This window comes from Micromonospora sp. NBC_01699 (assembly GCF_036250065.1).
Lineage (GTDB): Bacteria > Actinomycetota > Actinomycetes > Mycobacteriales > Micromonosporaceae > Micromonospora_G.
On record NZ_CP109199.1, the window covers coordinates 2,116,414 to 2,132,913 of the forward strand.

Sequence of the window (16,500 nt, forward strand, 5' to 3'; positions counted from 1 at the left end):
ACAGGCGCTATTTGAGCAGCACCGGGCCGGCGTCGATTCGGGTCCGCAACAGCAGGTACGGCTTCCGTCGGCGGTCCACCCCGCCCTGGTAGTCGGGTTGGCGGTGCAACTGGTTGGCGATGACGTACAGGTGTCCGTCGGTGGCGACCGACATGGTGTCCGGCCAGAGCAGCCGGGAGTCGCGGGCAACCGTCTCCAACCGCCCATCCGGATACCGGCGCAGGATCGCGTTCTGCTCGTACGCGGTCAGGTAGATCCGTCCGGCGTCGTCGCTTTCGAGACCGTCGGAGGCGGAGCCCTTGTCTCCCTCGTCGACGACGGTCGCCGCCACCTGGGCGTCGTCGAGTCCCCGGTCGAGCAGCGCGTCCACCGAGACGCTGTGCAGCCGACGGGCGGCCAGCGCGCAGTAGTAGAGCCGGCTACCGTCGGCGGCGATGGCGATCCCGTCCGATCCCATGGTCAGCGGGGTAGGTGGGCCGTCGGCCGGTCGTTTCAGCAGCTCCCGACCCTCCACCAGGGGGTGGAACGCGATCGGCGGCTCGGCCCTGGTGGACGGGTGGTCGTGCAGTCGTCGCCACGCGTCGCCGGTGGCCAGGTCGACCACGATGATCCCGTTCGGGCCGCTGCCGGTCGAGTCGGTGACGAAGGCGGTGCCGGCGGCGCCGCGCCGCAGGTCGAACCGCACGTCGTTGATGTACGAGGTGGGCAGCGCGACGTCGGTCGGCAGGACGATCCGCTGGGTCACGGTGTCGGTGTTGAGGTCGACGCAGACGAGTTTCGGCCCGCCATACCGGGTGGGTGCGAACATCGGGCTGCCGGTGTCGACCACCCAGAGCCGGTCGGCGGGGTCGACCACGACGCACTGGACGCAGACGAACGCCTCCGGGTCGTCGTCACCCGCCGGGCTGTTCGTGGCGAGGTCCGGGTAGGGCGCGATGTTCCCGTCGCGTACCTCGGCGACGGAGGCGGTCACCCGGTCGCCCCACTTCGGGAAGTTGACGAAGATCCGGCCGGTGTGCGAGACGGCCACCCCGGTCGGCATCGGGCCGGTGAAGGTGGCGACCACCTCCAGGTCGCCGTAGGGCTCGTCGGTGGTGAAAGGCTCGCTCATCGGCCGTACCCCCTCGGTGTGATCACACTCCCGGCGGGTACTTCCCCCATCCGTTCCGCGAAAACCGTACGGGCCGGTTCGGGTCAGCGGGCCGGCGCACCGGGGGCCTCGATCCGGTCGGTCGGGGTCGCGCCGGGGTCGGTGCGGCCGAGTGCCCCGCCCAGGTCGGGGCGGTCGTCTGGTCGGCCGTACCGCTCGGGGTCGAGCTGGTGTCCCAGATCGCGCAGCAGCGCGCGTACGTCCGCGAGCCGGCCCGGGTCGAGCCCGGCGGCGAGCCCGTTCGCCCATTCGGCCTGGCGGGCCTCGACCTCGGCCAGCGCGGTCCGGCCGGCGGCGGTCGGGGTGAGCAGTTTCGCCCGGCGGTGTCGCGGGTTGTCGATCAGGTCGACCAGCCCGTCGCGGGCGAGCGCGTCGGCGGTCTGCTGCACGCTCTGCCGGGTCAGCCCCATCGTCCGGGCGACGTCGGCGACGGTGCTCGGCCGGTGGTCGATCATGCCGAGGACCTGCCAGCGGGCGGCGGTCAGGCCGGCCGGCCGGGCGGGTGAGCCGGTCTGGCGAGTTGACAGTTACCTGTCAACTCGCCAGGACCATGCTCGGGGCCGCAGGCCGGCGGCGGGGCTGATGGAGCCGCCGGCCTGCGGATTTCCCGTGGAACGCCAACTGCGCGGGAGACGTCCCGGGGGCTTACAGTCCGGCGGCGTGCGCGGCGGCGGTGCCACCGACCACGGGCAGGACGATGTTGCTGCTCTTCAGTGCGACCTCGATGTTCGCCCGGCTCTGGTCGGCCTGGCTGGAGTACTGCGGGTAGCTGCCGACGATGATCACGCCGACCCGGTGACCGGGCTGGAAGACGTAGTCCTCCGGCAGCAGCGGGAAGTTGAAGTTGTACGCCTGACCCGGCACCAGCGGCACCGCGGTCCGGATCGACTGTCGGTTCTGTGCGTCCATGACGCCCTTGGTGACCAGCTCGTAGTCGGCCGTCGCCACCCGCTTCTGGGTCTGCTTGTAGCAACCGTCGTCGGTCGGGCTGCTCTCGCCCCAGCAGTCCTGGGTCTCCAGCGTGATGATGCCCTCGCCCGACATCCGGTGGGCGACCCGCTCGGCGGTGCCGTAGTCGACCAGGATCGCACCGAAGTTGGTGTCGGTCTGGTTGGCCGAGGCACGCAGCTGCACGACCGGCGTACCGGAGATGTGCAGCGGCGCGGTGAGCGGGGCGGACAGGAACGCCAGCCGGTTCGGCTGCACCGCGTCCGGGTTCAGGATCATCGTGTTCTGGCTCTGCGTCGGGCTGTCCGTGAACGCGCCGTTGACCGGCTTCGTCGTCGGGACCAGACCCAGGCCACCGGCACCGGTGGTACCCGGCTGGAGGAAGATCTCGGTGTCCGCCTTGCCCGGCACCGGCCAGTCGGCGTACGTCTCCCACACGTCGGCGGAACGCTCCAGGTCGACCCGGGGCTCCTCCATGATGCCGTTCTGCACACCCTGGAGCCAGAAGTCGAACCAGCGGTGCAGGGTGTTCACCCACACCTCGCGGCGGGAGTCGAACGGGTCGACGTGCCCCTCCTGCGACAGCCACAGCTTGCGCGGCACGTTGTTCTCGGCCAGCGCGTACCAGAACTTGCTGAAGTGGTCCGGCCGTACGTTGTCGTCGTTCAGGCCGTGGTAGAGCAGGACGCTCGCGGTGACGTTGCCAGCCTTCTTGACGTAGCTGCGCTCGTTCCAGAAGGACGTGTAGTCACCGGTCTCGTCACCGTCGGCGGCGGCCATCGCGTCGCGTACCGGCTTGCAGTAGTCCCGGCGCTCCGGGTTCGTGACCGTGTTGGCCAGCGAAGCCACGTAGCTGTTGCCCCGGGTGATAACGCCGTTGCTGCGGACGTAGTCGTAGTACTCGGTCGGACCGCTGATCGGCACGATGGTGGTGAGGCCCTTGACCCCGGTCACCGCCGTCGACATGGCCAGCGAGCCGTCGTACGACTTGCCGATCATGCCGGTCTTGCCGTTGTGCCAGTCCGCCTTGATGACCTGACCGGCGGCGTTGCGGGCGGTGGCCCGGCCGTTCAGCCAGTTGATCGCCTGCTTGGCGCTCAGGTTGTCCTGGTTGGCGTTGGTGGTCGGGCAACCGGTCGAGTTGTTGGTGCCCACCATGTCCAGCAGGATCACCGCGTAACCGCGCGGCACGAAGTAGTTGTCGTAGAACAACGGCCACTTGTCGAGCAGGCCGTCGCCATCGATGTCGGCCTTGCACTCGGACTCGTTGCCCCGGCAGACCGTCGAGTAATAGGGACTGGCGTCCATGACGACCGGCACCTTCAGGCCATTCGCGGTGGCCCTGGGGCGCATCACGTCGAACGCGATGATGTCGCGCACGCCGTCGTTGTCGCTGTCGAAAGTGGAGTCGATGAAAAGTCGTTCCCGGATGGCGTCGGCGTAACCGAAGACCGGCTGCGTCACGCCGTCCTGTACGACGATCGCGGGAGTGTCGACGGCGAGCGCCTGTGGCGCCGCCCCGACGACGGCGAGCGCGGCCACGGGGAGTACGGCGATACCCGTACGCCACAGCCTGCTGATGCGACCCATGCAGTTCTCCTTTTAGGTCAGAAGCTTCGACAGGTTAGGCGTCGGCGTGCAAGGATCGCCATCTTCAGCTGTAGGAATTTGTTCGTTCACCGTTCGACCCGGCGACACCACCGGACGTCTCGTCGCCACCCGGATGACATTTCGACGAATGACGAACGCCTGGGCGGATCTTTTCCGACAGCTGTTCAGCGGGCTGATCGGCTCGTTCGTGGCAGGGTGTTGATCTGCCCGGACAGCGGGCGAGCACCTAGTCACGCAGGGAGTTACCGTGGTCCATCCCGACCTGCAGGCCGAGAAAGTAGACCACGAGCCCCCCAAAGCTGCCATTCCCGGCCAATTTGGCCGGGGCGCTCCGGTCCGGCGGGAGATTCCCGCGCATCCCGCCGGACCGGGCGCCGGCTGGCGTCCGCTGCGCATCGCAATGATCGGGCAGAAGGGCATGCCGGCCACCTACGGCGGGATCGAGCGGCACGTCGAGGAAGTGGCCAGCCGGCTCGCCAGCTACGGCCACGAGGTGACCGTCTACTGCCGGGAGAGTTACGGCAGCATGCCGCTGGACCGGTACCGGGGCGTACGGCTGCGCCAGGTCCGTACGATCGCCAGCAAGCACCTCGACGCGATCGTGCACGCGGCCACCTCGACGATGGCCGCGATGGTCGAGCGGCCCGACATCGTGCACTACCACGGCCTCGGACCGGGCCTGGTCGCCCCGCTGCCCCGCTGGCTGTCCCGGGCACGGGTGGTGCTGACCGTGCACGGGCTGGACAACCAGCGGGACAAGTGGGGTGTCGGCGCGCGGGCCGTACTCGGCAGCGCCCACTGGATGAGCGGGTATGTCCCGCACCGGCGGATCGCCGTCTCGCGCGGGCTCGCCGCCCACTACGACACCCGGTTCGGCCGTCCCACCAGCTACATCCCGAACGGGGTCAACCCGGCCCGACCGTTGCCGGCCCGACAGATCGGGGCCCGGTTCGGGCTGACCCCCGGCGGCTACCTGATCCTGGTCGGCAGGTTGGTGCCGGAGAAGGCGGCCGACCTGCTGATCCGGGCGTTCCGTCGCAGCGGCACCACCATGCGGCTGGCGATCGTCGGCGGCTCCTCGTTCACCGACGACTTCGTGGCGAAGCTGCGCCGGGAGGCCGACGGGGACGAGCGGATCGTCTTCACCGGCTTCGCCTACGGTGACCTGCTCGCCGAGCTGTACGCCAACGCCGCCGGCTTCGTCCAGCCGTCCCGGCTGGAGGGCCTGCCGCTGACCCTGCTCGAAGCGGCCGCGTACGGGCTGCCGGTGGTGGCCAGCGACATCGCGCCGCACGTGGAGGTGCTGGAGTCCGACGCACCGGGGCAGCGGCTGTTCCGCGACGGCGACGAGGACGACCTGCTCCGGGCGCTGGCCCCGGTGCTGGCCGACCCGGCCGCCGAACGCGCCGGCGCCGAGACACTACGCGACCGGGTGACCGAAATGTACAGCTGGGACACCGCCGCCCGCGACCTGGAGCGCCTCTACCTCGACCTGGCCCGCGTCCCCACCCGCCGAGCCCGCGCCCGCCTGTCCACCAGCACCCCCACCGCCTGACCCCATCCGCCCCCCGCCCCCCGCCCCCGCCCCCCCGCCCCTCGGCCCCCGCGCCGATCTTGCACTTGTGGCTGTGCACGAACCGGGATCAGTGCCCTGATTCGGGCGCCACAACTGCAAGATCGGCGGCGGAAGGGGGTGGGGACGGGGTGGGCGGGGCGGGAATGGGGCAGGGGTGGGGCGGGATGGGACGGGGCGGGGCGGGACGGGGGGAGGATGGGGCGGTCGGCGTAACGGCTACTTCTGGTGGGTGAGCGATCGGGGCTAGATTGAACCGATCTTCGTGCCGGGGGGAGTGGCGATGGCCGCACCCGGCAGCGGCGGGGGCAGCGTCGATTCGGCTTCAGTGGGACCGGTGGAACAACACACGCAGCAGGTGGTCGGCGTACGCGGTGGCGATGCGCCGACGGCGGGCGCCGATCCGATCCGGGGCGGTACGGCCGCCCGGGTCCTCGTCGGCGCCGCCGCGGTGGTCGCCGCGGTCATCGCCGTTGCCGCCGGACTGGCGATGGCGGACGGTGACCGCAGGGGCGTGGTGCTGCCGATCGCCGCGGTCGCCGGGATCGCGGTGGCGGTGCTCGCCCTGACCCGGTTCGCCGGGTACGTGCTGCTGATGCTCGCCATCCGATCCTGCGTCGACCTGTTCAAACTCACCGGACCGAGCGCCGGCCAGGCCGGAGCCGCCGAGGGGGGTCGGGCCACCGACCCGTCCACCCTGCTCGCCGTGCTGTTCCTGCTCGCCGCCGGACTCTGGCTGGCCGCCCAGTTGAGCCGGCACGGCCGGCTGCGGGGTTCGCCGCTCGGCTGGGCCATGCTGCTGGTCGGCGCGACCAGCCTGGTCAGCGCACTCGGCGCGGCCGTACCGGCGAACAGCCTGCTCGAAGCGTTGCGGATCCTCACCGTGGTGGTGATGTTCGTGGTGCTGGAACAGCTCATGCCGGACACCTCGGCGATCCGCCGGGTCCTGCTGGCCTGCTACGTCTCGCTGGCACTGACGCTCGGCTACACCGTGCTGCTGTCGCTGCTCGGAAACCCGCCGGCCGAGGTGAAGGGCAGCTTCACCCGGATCAGCGGTACGTTCAGCCAGTCGACCACGTTCGGCCGCTACCTGATGTTCATGGTGATCTTCGGCTTCGCGGTGTACCGGTTCCTGCGCCGACGGCTGCGGGTCGTACTCGGGGTGCTGCTCGGGTTGTCGCTGATCTTCCTGCTGCTGACCAACACCCGCAGTGCCATTCTCGGCGCGGCGATCGGACTGGTCGTGGTGGCCGTGCTGCACCGCAGCAAGCGAATGCTGGTGACACTCTGCGTGGTGGCGGTCGCCGGGGTGACCCTGGTGCCGGCGGTCGGCGACCGGTTCGCCCAGCTCGCCGACTCCCGCGCGGTCGGCGGCGGCCCGACCGGCAACACCCTGGCCTGGCGGATCGGCTACTGGACCGAGATCGTCACCCTGGCCAACCGCAACCCGTTGACCGGCATCGGGCCGAACATGACCCAGCGCGAGACCGACGAGGCGAAGAAGCCGCACAACGACTTCCTCCGGGCGTACGTCGAGACCGGGCTGCTCGGCCTGCTGGCGTACCTGGCGATGCTGGTCGCCTTCCTGCACACCGCCCGTACCGCCCTGCGGCGGGCACCACCGGGCAGTTTCGAGCGCGGCGTGGCGGTCGGCTTCGCCGGCTGCGCCACCGCCTTCGTGGCGGTCAGCGCCGCCTCCAACGTCATTTCCAACGTGGTCACGCTCTGGTACTTCGTCGCCTTCGCTGCGGCGGCCAGCGCCATCGCCCGCCGGCCGGCGGCGGCACCGGCCGGGGAGCAGCCGCGGAGCACACCCGTCCCGTCGCACGCAACGACAGCATTGGGGTAACAAGCGTGGAGATCGTCGACTACCTGCGGGTCGCCCGGCGGCGGCTCTGGGTACTCGTGGGGGTGCCGGTGCTCGCCACCGGCGTGGCGGCCGGCATCGTGCTGCTCGCACCCCAGCAGTACAGCGGCACCGCGTACGTGGCCGCGCCGGCCCTGGTCGGCGGTGCGGCCGGGACCCAGTACAGCGGCACCCAGGCGGCCAATCAGTTCGTCGCGGCGTTCGGCGCGGCGGTCACCTCACCCCGCGTCCTGGCCGACGTGGCCGCCGACACCGGCGTGGTGCCGGAGCGGCTGCGCGACGGGCTGACCGTCACCCAGGTCGGCGCGAGCAGCCAACTTGAGGTGCGGTACGCCGCCACCAAGCGGGCGAACGTGGCCCCGGTGCTCACCGCGACCACCACCCGCGCCCTGGCCTTCCTCTTCTCCTCCCAGGTCGGCATCGCCACCGGGGAGGTCGAGGCGGCCAACGCCGACGTGACCGCGGCGACCAAGGCGATCGGCGACTGGGAGAAGCTGAACAAGGTCTCCCAGCCGGACCGGATCTACCAGGCCACCCTGGGCGAGCTGACCAGCCTGCGGCAGCAGCGGCTCTCCATGCAGGCGGTCGGCAACGGCCGGGGGGCCGACGCGGCGGCCGACGCCATCGCCGCCGCACAGAAGAAACTCGACGAGCTGGGGCCGAAGCTGCCCGACTACCAGGCGCTGCTCGCCCAGCGGGACGCGGCGACCGGTGCGCTGTCCCAGGCCAGGCAGGGCTTGCAGGCGGCTCGGGCGCAGACCCAGGCGGCCGACCCGGCCCAGGTGACCAGCATCGGGCAGGTGCACGCGGTGAGCCGGCTGAGTGAACTGATCCGTACGGCGCTGCCGGTGGCCGGTGCCGGGGTGCTGCTCGGGGTGCTGCTGGTGGGCGTACTCGAACTGCTGTCGCGGGGTCGGGCCGCGCTGCGCCCGACGGCCCGGCCGACCCCGGCCCCGGCGGCCATCGGCGCCCCGGCCGACGCGCCGCCGGCCGACGTCCCGGCCCCGGTCGACACCGCGACCCCGGTCCGGTCGTGACCGGGCGGGACCGGACCGCCGGGTGAACGCGGAGTCGACCGGCCGCCCGCCGGCCACGCCGGGAACCGGCGACCGACCCGCCGGGCCGGAGACCGGCGACCAATCCGCCCCGCCCGAGACCGGCGACCAATCCGCCCCGCCGGAGACCGGCGATCAACAGGTACGCGGCATGGCCCGGGGCGGGGTGCTGAACCTGGCCGGCGCGGTGCTGAGCCAGGCGGCCCTGTTCTTGATCATGCTGCTGCTGGCCCGGGTCCTCGGCCTGCGCGAGGTCGGCCGGTACGCCCAGGTCTACGCGGTGCTGTCGCTGCTCGGGCTGCTCTCGCTGTCCGGGTTCCGGGCGGGGCTGACCCGGTTCGTCGCGGTGCACCTCGCCGACGACGACCCGGCCGCGATCCGGGGCACCGTCCGGCTCGGTCTGTCGATCTCGGCGGCGGCGTCCACGGTGATCGCGGTCGGGCTCGCGCTCGGCGCACCGTGGCTGGCACAGGCGTTGAACGACCCGCAGCTCACCACCGGGCTGCGGCTGGCCGCACTCACCCTGCCGGCCGCCACCGTCTGCGAGGCGGCGCTCGCCGCCACCCGTGGCTGGCGCACCCAACGCCCGTACGCGCTGATCGGGCAGGTCTACGAGCCGGCCGCCCGGCTGCTGCTCACGATCGGGGCGCTGATGGTCGGCGCCGGCCTGACCGGGGCATTCTGGGCCCTGGTGCTGGCCAGCTGGACCGCGGCCGGGCTGGCCCTGATCGCACTGGTCCGGATGCTGCGCCGGGTGCCGGCCGCCGCGCCCGCGTACCGGCCCACCGAGCTGTTCCGGTTCTCCACCGTGAGCTGGGTGTCCTCGCTCTCCTCCACCGGGTTGATCTGGGTGGACACGCTGCTGCTCGGGTTCTACGGCAACGACGACATCGGGGCGTACCACGTGGCGACCCGGCTGGTCACGGTGGCGGTGTTCGTGCTCGCGCCGATCAACGCGTCGTTCGGCCCGTACCTGGCACACCTCTACCACCAGGACCGGATGGACGAGGTACGCCGGATCTACGCCGTCGCCACCGGCTGGGTCGTACGCCTCTCGCTGCCCGCGTTCGTGGCGCTGCTGGTGCTGCCGGACCAGTTGCTGCACCTGGTCAACGGATCCGCCCTGGTCGGCGGCGCGGCGGTGACCATCGCCCTGGCGCTCGGCCAGCTCGTCAACGCCGCGACCGGCCCGTGCGGGACGCTGCTGAACATGTCCGGCCGGGTGTCGATCAACATGGTCGACAACCTCGCCGCGCTGGCCCTCAACATCCTGCTCAACCTCTGGCTGATCCCGGCGTACGGCATTCTCGGCGCGGCGGTGGCCTGGGCGGTGTCGCTGGCCGTGGTGAACATCGCCCGGGTCTGGCAGGTCCGGGTGTTGGTGCACGCGGTGCCGGTCACCGTCGGCATGGTGAAGGGGCTGGTCGCGGCGGCGCTCGCGCTGGTCGCCGGGTTCGGCGCGCGCTGGCTGGTGTCGGGTTGGGCGGTCGAACTGGCGGTCGGCCTGGTCGTGATCGCGCTGGTCTACCTGGGGGCGGTGCTCGCCCTCGGGCTCAGTCGGGAGGACATCATGGTGTTGCGTTCGGTGACCCGCCGGGGCGGCCGCCGGTCCGCCGCTGCGGACCGGTCCAAGACCGCCGAACGGGCGGGGGTCGGATCGTGACCGGGGCTGTTGAACGGGCGAAGGTCGGATCGGTCGTGACCGGGGCTGTTGAACGGGCGGGGGTCGGATCGTGACCGGGGCTGTTGAACGGGCGAAGGTCGGATCGGTCGTGACCGGGACCGCCGAACCGGCCGGGGTCGGATCGTGACCGGGGTCGGCCGCCGGTTGGTGACCGACCGGCTGCGGCGCGGTGTGCGGGCCGCGCGGGCGTGGGGACGGGCCAGCCGGCCCGGACCGGCTGGGCCCTTGCCGGACTTCCTGGTCATCGGCGGGCAGCGGTGCGGCACCACCTCGCTCTACCACTATCTCGCCGCCCACCCCTCGGTACGCGGCGCCACCGGCAAGGAGTTGCAGTTCTTCAGCCTGCACCACGGTCGCGGACTGCGCTGGTACCGGGCCCACTTCCCGACGCTCGCGCCCGGTGAGCACAGCTTCGAGGCGAGCCCGTACTACCTGTTCCACCCGAGCGTGCCGGCCCGGATCGCGGCGGATCTGCCCGACGCCCGGTTCGTCGCCCTGCTGCGCGATCCGGTGCAGCGGGCGTACTCGCACTACCTGCACACCCGCTCGTACGGCGCGGAGCCGCTCTCGTTCGTCGACGCGCTCGACGCCGAGGAGGAGCGGCTGGCACGGGCGCTGCGCGACGGCCCGGACACCCGTACCGCCCACTTTGCCCTGCGTAATCACTCGTACGCGACCCGTGGCCGGTACGCGGAGCAGTTGGAGCGCTGGTTCACGCACATCCCCCGCGAGCGGATCCACGTGGCCCGCACCGAGGACCTGAACACCGACCCCGCCGGCACGTACGCCGAGATCCTGCGTTTCCTCGACCTGCCACCGTTCACCCCCAATTCGTTCACCCGCCACACCCGCCGCGTCGACTCCGGCCCCGCCCAACTAACCCCACCCGTGCTGGACCGCCTGACCACCCACTTCGCCCCCCACAACGCCCACCTCTCCACCCTCCTCTCCCGCCCACCCCTCTGGCCCCCTTCTCGTTGATCATGAAGTTAGCGACGCCCAAACGGCCTCCGGGCGTCGCTAACTTCATGATCAACGGGGGGTTTTGGTTTGGGTGCAACCTGGGGGAGGGGTGGGGCGTGGTACGGGGGTGACCGTGAGGCGGGGCCGTTGAGGCGGTCCGGTGAGCGGGGCATGTGTCGGGAAATGTGCAGGGATGGTCGGCCCTATGGGACGGTCGGGCGGCCATGATCTCGATACGATCAAGCGGATCACAGAAACGCGACGGAAGTCCACGGGGGACAGATGCGTACTTCTGCGCGATCCGGGCTGGACGCTGCTCGTGACGTCGGCCCGGCCATCGAAACCGGCGGCGTCACGCTGCCCGGACATGTTGTCGTACTGATCGCGGCGCTCTCCGCCGGAGTGGTCGCCCAGGGCGGCTACTACCCGGCCGGGCGGGCGCTGGTGACCGTGCTGGTCGCGGTCGCACTGGTGGTCGCCGTCTGGCTCCGCCCCCGGGTACGCCGGGACGCCTGGCCGGTGGTGGCGGCCTGCGCGGCCCTGGCCGGCTGGATTCTGGTACGCGCAATCGTCGCGGACGCGTACCCGGTGGCGATCGGGGCGGTCGCCACGCTCGGTGGGGTGGCCGCGGTGGTGCTGATCCTGGTGCGTACCACGCCGGCCGAGCGGGAACGGTGTGTCGAGGCCCTGCTCGGCCTCGGGGTCCTGGTGGCGGTCACCGCGTGGATCGGGGTGGCGGGTCGAGTGTCCCGGTTCGCCGAGCTGGTCGAGGGCCGACTGTGGCGGGGCTCGTCCACGTTGACCTATCCCAATGCGGCCGCCGCCCTGCTCGCCCCGCTCGCCCTGCTGGCGATCGCGCTGCTGCTCGCCCGACCCCGGTCGCTGGTCCGGACCGGTGCCGCGTACCTGCTGCTGGTCGGCGTGGGAGCGGCGCTGAGCCGGGCCGGCCTGATCGCGCTGGTGGCCGGGCTGGTGGTGCTGGCGGTCCTGCACGGCCCGTGGCGCACGATCGTCCGGGTCGGTCCGCTGATCCTGGGCGCGGGTGTCGCCGTCGTGGCGCTCGTACCGTCGACCCCGGCGACCGGGCAGCCGCAACCGGCGCTCGCCACGGTCGGCCTGCTGGCCGGGGCCGTGATCGTGTTCGGCTCGGTCCTGTCGTCGGCTCGGGCCCGCGCCGGCGCGATGCTGGTGGCGCTGCTGGCCGGCGGGTTGACCCTGCTGAGCCAGTGGAACTCGGAGTACCTGCGGGCGGTGCTGGCCAGCCGGGGCAACTTCAGCTCGCCGGGGCGCAGCGGTGCCGCGACGGCGGCGTTCGACCTCGTCGCCGCCAACCCGTGGTTCGGCACCGGGCTGGGCCAGGCCCGTTTCGTCTGGCTGACCTCCGACGGCAACGGCGCCCTCGCGCTCTACGCCCACAACGAGTACCTGCAACTTCTCGTCGACCTCGGCGTGGTCGGCGGGGTCGCCTTACTGGCACTGTTCGCGGCGATGGCGCTGGCCGTCCGCCGGGGCGGTGTGGACCCGCACCGGGCCGGGATCAGGGCCGGTGCTCTTGCCGCGCTCACGGCGTTCGCCGTGCACAGCGGCTTCGACTTCCTGTGGCACATAGCGGTTCTGCCGCTCGTCGGCGCACTGCTCGTCGGGCTCGCCGCACCTGCCACCGGGGAGATCCAACCGGGTACGACCGTAGTAGAGGAGAAGGAATGAAGATGTCCCGTTTCCGGGCGTCGGCGCTCGCCCTGCTGGCCATCGCGGTGGGCGGCGTGATCGCGTTCGCCCTGCCGGCGGGCGCGGCGGTCAGCGTGCAGTCGGAGTCGCCGTCGGTGGCGATCGTGAAGCTCGGTGCAAAGGCTCGGCTCGACGCGAACGGTGCAGTGGTGTTCGCGCCGGTCAAGGTCGCCTGCACGCCGGGTTCGTACAGCACCCTGACGGTGCAGGTCACCCAGGCGGTGGGCAACGGCATCGCCAAGGGCGAGAAGACGGTCTCCATCCAGGAGTGCACCGGCGACGAGCAGAAGATCAACGTTGCGGTGACCCCGGACCTGAAGCCGTACCGCAAGGGTGTCGCGTTCGGTTCGGCCCGACTTGAGGTCTGCGACGGCCGGGGCTGCGTGAGCCTGTACGACGAGCGCAACATCCAGATCGTCAAGTAACACCAGTTCAGGATCCGTAGAGCGGGGGTCGTGCCCCGGAACCGTTCCATGGTTCCGGGGCACGGTCGGTTTCCGGGTCGCCGGTCAGCGCAGGCCGGCGAGGATCCTGTCCACCGGCTGGTCGGCGCGGAGCAGCAGGGGGGTGGCACCGACCGTGGTGCCCGCCCCGGCGGCCGCGCGTAGCGGCGCACCGACCGCCCCGGTCTGCCCACCCGGCGCGACCGGCACGGTCACCGGCGTACCGGACGTCGACCAGAGCACCAGCGTGCTGGTGCCGCCCCGGACGAAGGCGACCCCGGCGAGCTTCCCGGCGGTCGAAGCGGGCAGCGGCGTGACGGTCGCGTCGCGGGCCGCCTCGGCCAGGCTCGCCATCATCGCGCCCGCCTCCCGTTCGGTGCCGTTCGGGTCGAGCAGCCCGTACCGGACCTCGCTGCCGGCGGCGTTGTTCGGGTTGTACGCCAACGGCAGCCAGGCGATCTCGCCGATGCCACCGGCGACCAGCAGGGTCACCGTCTTGACCATCTCGGCTGCCCGGCCGGCCGGGTCACCGTCGCCGTCGCGCCAGAACTGGCCGACCTCCCACGCCTGGATCGGCATCCCGGCCGGGGTCCGGTCCCGCAGGTAGTCCAGCAGCGGCGGCACCCCGTCGAAATGCTCGTAGAAGTGCAGTTGCCGAACGTCGACCGTACGGTCGGCGAGCAGGGTCTCGGTAGCGGCCAGGAACCGCAGGCTGCGGGTGTTGGTGTCGGTGCCGAGCGCCTTGCGTAGCGCCGCCTCACCGGTGACCGCCGGGATCTGCTGCCCGCGCGTGCCGACCCGCCGCTGGAAGTACGCCCGATAGGCGGCGACCGCGTCCGGCACCCGGCCGGCTTGCAGCAGCCGATCGGCGACACCCATGCCGTACGCGACGCTGCTGATGCCGGAGTCGACCACCAGCGCCTTCGGATCGGTCGCCCGGATCGTCTCGGCGGCCGCCTTCACCAGCCGTACGTAGTCCTCGGGGCTGCCGGCCCAGTAGCTCGGCGCATTGACCTCGTTCTCGATCGCGTACTCGGTCACCCCGTACGGGGCGTAGCGGGTCACCACCGCGCCGACGAACCGCTGGTACGCGGCGAGGTCGCTCGGCATCGCCGACTCGGTCTTGTTCGCCGCCCCCCGGGTGTACGCGGCGGTGCCGCCGGTCGCCCAGCACACCCCGGTACGGATCTTCAGGTGCAGCTTGATCCCGAGATCGCGGCTGCGGGTGGCGATCCGGTCCAGTTCGGCCCAGTCGAGCTGACCCGAGGTGCGTTCGATCTCGCACCAGGTCAGTTCCTCGTAGGTGGCCGAGCCACCGATCTTCGCCAGGTACGGGGCGAACTGGTCGTACCGGGACCAGTCCCAGTGGGCGCCGAACGGGTTCGACACCCCGCCTACCGGGCGGCCTGCTCCGGTGTCGCCCGGTGCCGGCGTACCGGAAGGGGTGCCGGAGCCCGGCGCGGCCGGCGGCGGCCGGTCCTCGTCTCCGTCGGTGCAGCCGGCGCCGACCAGCACCACCGCGGCGAGTACGGCCGCGGCCAGCGCCCGCACCGGCGCCCGCCCGACCCGCCTCACCGGTAGCCCAGGGCGCGCAGCGTACGTCCGGAGAAGATCCAGACCAGCAGGCGCAGGAACGGGTCCAGCTCCCGCCGGTAGGTGCCCACCCGCGACGGGTAGATCGGCGCCGCCACGTCCGCCGCCGCCCGCCGCCGGTCCGCCTCGGTGGTGTACTTCTGGGCCACGTCGTGCTGCTTGCTGCCGTAGTCGAGGATGCCGTCCTCCCACGGTTCGCCGAGGAACTCGAACAGACCGCGCATCGCCTTCTCCGGCTCGGTCACGGTGTCCTCGTAGCGCAGCTCGTAGTAGCGGTCGGCGGGCAGGGTCGCGCCGACCGCCCGCGCGGTACGGATGTAACGCGGCCACTTGACCACGCACTTCACCGCCGACCAGTAGCCGAACCGCTTGCGGTGCGAAACCACCACGTCCCGCCCGTCCCGGATCAGGTGCACGATCTGCGCGTCCGGGAAGACCTCGGTGACGAAGTCGAGCGACATCGCGTACAGCGGGGTCTTGTCCGCCCACCGGGTCTTGCCGCGCGCGGCGGCGTAGTCGGCGTGCACGCCGCCGAAGAAGTCCCGGATCCGGCGCAGCCAGTCCTCGCGGGGAAAGCCGAAGCGGGCCAGCCGTTCCCAGTCCCGCCCGACGATCCGTTGCAGGTCCGGCAGGAACCGGGTCTCCGGTCCGCAACTGATGCCGGAGTGCGAGTCGAGCACCAGCCGCAGCATCGTGGTGCCGGAGCGCTGGCAGCCAACCAGGAAGATCGGCGCGGTACGGGGTTCGGGCTCAGCCACGGTCGGCCGCCTTCCGGTCGGATCCAGCATCGGCGGCGACGGGCACGTCCGGCGCAGCGGGAACACCCTGCCGAGCGGCGTACGGCGCGAGCCGGGCGGTCAGGTCGTCGCAGAGCGTCCGGACCCGCGCGTCGATCGGCAGCCGCCGATCTGCCGAGACACCCTCCGGTGCGCCGTGCGACCGGCGCGGGGCGATGTGCGCGTGCAGGCGCGGGTGGTAGGGGAAGTCGAGGAAGGCGCAGAGCCGGCGGATCTGCGCCTCCGGCTCGGCGACCAGGGTGTCGTACCGGCAGAGCAGCACGTCGGCGCGCCCGGACAGGCCCAGATCGAAGTAGAGCGAGTTGCGGACGTACCAGAACAGGGCGGCCCCGGTGTGCGGGTCCAACCGCTGCGGGTCGTGGTCGCGGACCAGCTCCACCGTTGCCGGGTCGAGCCGCTGCCCCTGCCACCGCCCGCCGATGCTGCCGTCGGCGATCGCGCGCAGCGCCCGCAGGTTCGCGTCACCGAACTTCGCCACCTCGGAGCGGGCCCGGTCGTCGACGTCCCGGTAGACCCAGAGCGCGCGGCCGGGGGCCAGCCCCGGCAGGGCCAGCAGCTCGTCCACCCGGTGACTCTCACACAGCGGCTTGACCAGGACGTACGCGTGCCGGCTGCGCCGGATCGTCGCGGCCAGCACCTCGTCGGGGCGGAGCTGGAAGCGGTGGAACACGGTGCTGTCGTTCTCGTTGCGTACCTCGACCTCGGGTGCCGAGTCCAGCCCCCGGACCAGCATGTTCGTGCCCGAGCGTTGCAGCCCGACCAGGTAGACCGGCATCGCCGAGCCGGGAGTGCGTGCGGCCCGCCGCCGCCAGCGTCGTTTCGCCAGCGCGGTGCCGATCCGGTCGACCGGATTCAGCCGGTCCTCCTCGACCAGCCGCCCGATCCCCTCCGTACGGGCCCAGCGCAGATGCCGCGCCACCCGCCGAGCGGTGTACGCGAACGCGGAGAGCTCGTCGTCGGCTGCCACGGTCCTCCTCGCTCCGGCACCGGCGCCACCCTGCGGGAAGGGCGGGTCACGGCCGGCGGCGGGAGCCAGGCTATCGGGAGATCACGGCGGGAGGCCAGGCTGCGGACCGTACGGGCACACA

Annotated in this window: 13 protein-coding genes; 7 read left to right on the plus strand and 6 right to left on the minus strand. The window is 71.8% G+C overall.

Annotated features, from left to right (window positions below):
- Positions 1-7 precede the first annotated feature (7 nt).
- The 3 genes from OG792_RS09550 to OG792_RS09560 all read right to left on the minus strand — a co-directional run bounded on the left by OG792_RS09550 (position 8) and on the right by OG792_RS09560 (position 3,688).
- Positions 8-1,111 carry an L-dopachrome tautomerase-related protein gene (locus OG792_RS09550; RefSeq protein ID WP_329108871.1) on the minus strand — a complete coding sequence of 368 codons (1,104 nt, stop codon included), beginning with the start codon at positions 1,109-1,111 and terminating at the stop codon, positions 8-10.
- A gap of 83 nt (positions 1,112-1,194) precedes the next feature.
- The gene (locus OG792_RS09555) at positions 1,195-1,677 is read right to left on the minus strand and encodes a MarR family winged helix-turn-helix transcriptional regulator (protein ID WP_329111180.1); all 483 of its coding nucleotides are present in this window, start codon (positions 1,675-1,677) and stop codon (positions 1,195-1,197) included.
- Positions 1,678-1,795: 118 nt separating this feature from the next.
- Positions 1,796-3,688, minus strand: coding sequence for a CocE/NonD family hydrolase (locus OG792_RS09560; RefSeq protein ID WP_329108872.1), 1,893 nt, complete (start codon positions 3,686-3,688; stop codon positions 1,796-1,798).
- Between the two features lie 421 nt (positions 3,689-4,109).
- Between OG792_RS09560 and OG792_RS09565 the strand changes: the two genes are divergently transcribed.
- From OG792_RS09565 to OG792_RS09595, 7 genes are all read left to right on the plus strand, one after another.
- Entirely contained in the window at positions 4,110-5,264 is a 1,155-nt protein-coding gene (locus OG792_RS09565; protein WP_329108873.1) for a glycosyltransferase family 4 protein, read from the plus strand.
- Positions 5,265-5,619: 355 nt separating this feature from the next.
- The gene (locus tag OG792_RS09570; RefSeq protein WP_329108874.1) at positions 5,620-7,131 is read left to right on the plus strand and encodes an O-antigen ligase family protein; all 1,512 of its coding nucleotides are present in this window, start codon (positions 5,620-5,622) and stop codon (positions 7,129-7,131) included.
- Positions 7,132-7,136: 5 nt separating this feature from the next.
- Positions 7,137-8,186, plus strand: coding sequence for a Wzz/FepE/Etk N-terminal domain-containing protein (locus OG792_RS09575; protein ID WP_329108876.1), 1,050 nt, complete (start codon positions 7,137-7,139; stop codon positions 8,184-8,186).
- 22 nt (positions 8,187-8,208) lie between these two features.
- Positions 8,209-9,867, plus strand: a complete 1,659-nt coding sequence (locus OG792_RS09580) for a flippase (RefSeq protein ID WP_329108877.1) — start codon at positions 8,209-8,211, stop codon at positions 9,865-9,867.
- A gap of 144 nt (positions 9,868-10,011) precedes the next feature.
- Entirely contained in the window at positions 10,012-10,869 is an 858-nt protein-coding gene (locus OG792_RS09585) for a sulfotransferase family protein (RefSeq protein ID WP_329108878.1), read from the plus strand.
- 264 nt (positions 10,870-11,133) lie between these two features.
- Positions 11,134-12,558, plus strand: a complete 1,425-nt coding sequence (locus tag OG792_RS09590) for an O-antigen ligase family protein (protein WP_329108880.1) — start codon at positions 11,134-11,136, stop codon at positions 12,556-12,558.
- Positions 12,555-13,004, plus strand: coding sequence for a hypothetical protein (locus OG792_RS09595; protein ID WP_329108881.1), 450 nt, complete (start codon positions 12,555-12,557; stop codon positions 13,002-13,004). Before OG792_RS09590 ends, OG792_RS09595 begins: the two co-directional genes overlap by 4 nt.
- An 84-nt stretch (positions 13,005-13,088) precedes the next feature.
- Here OG792_RS09595 and OG792_RS09600 read toward each other — a convergent pair whose 3' ends face one another.
- From OG792_RS09600 to OG792_RS09610, 3 genes are read right to left on the minus strand one after another with little or no spacing between them, the layout of a single operon-like run.
- Positions 13,089-14,597, minus strand: a complete 1,509-nt coding sequence (locus tag OG792_RS09600) for a hypothetical protein (RefSeq protein ID WP_329108882.1) — start codon at positions 14,595-14,597, stop codon at positions 13,089-13,091.
- Positions 14,594-15,373 (minus strand): sulfotransferase family protein, encoded by a 780-nt coding sequence (locus OG792_RS09605; protein WP_329108883.1) that lies wholly within the window; start codon positions 15,371-15,373, stop codon positions 14,594-14,596. Before OG792_RS09605 ends, OG792_RS09600 begins: the two co-directional genes overlap by 4 nt.
- Entirely contained in the window at positions 15,366-16,379 is a 1,014-nt protein-coding gene (locus OG792_RS09610) for a hypothetical protein (RefSeq protein ID WP_329108884.1), read from the minus strand. Before OG792_RS09610 ends, OG792_RS09605 begins: the two co-directional genes overlap by 8 nt.
- Positions 16,380-16,500: the final 121 nt, after the last annotated feature.

Excerpts from the sequence above, each read along its gene's own strand:
- OG792_RS09550 (WP_329108871.1), bottom strand. The coding sequence starts at position 1,111 with ATGAGCGAGCCTTTCACCACCGACGAGCCCTACGGCGACCTGGAGGTG.
- OG792_RS09560 (WP_329108872.1), bottom strand. The coding sequence starts at position 3,688 with ATGGGTCGCATCAGCAGGCTGTGGCGTACGGGTATCGCCGTACTCCCC.
- OG792_RS09565 (WP_329108873.1), top strand. The coding sequence starts at position 4,110 with ATGATCGGGCAGAAGGGCATGCCGGCCACCTACGGCGGGATCGAGCGG.
- OG792_RS09590 (WP_329108880.1), top strand. The coding sequence starts at position 11,134 with ATGCGTACTTCTGCGCGATCCGGGCTGGACGCTGCTCGTGACGTCGGC.
- OG792_RS09595 (WP_329108881.1), top strand. The coding sequence starts at position 12,555 with ATGAAGATGTCCCGTTTCCGGGCGTCGGCGCTCGCCCTGCTGGCCATC.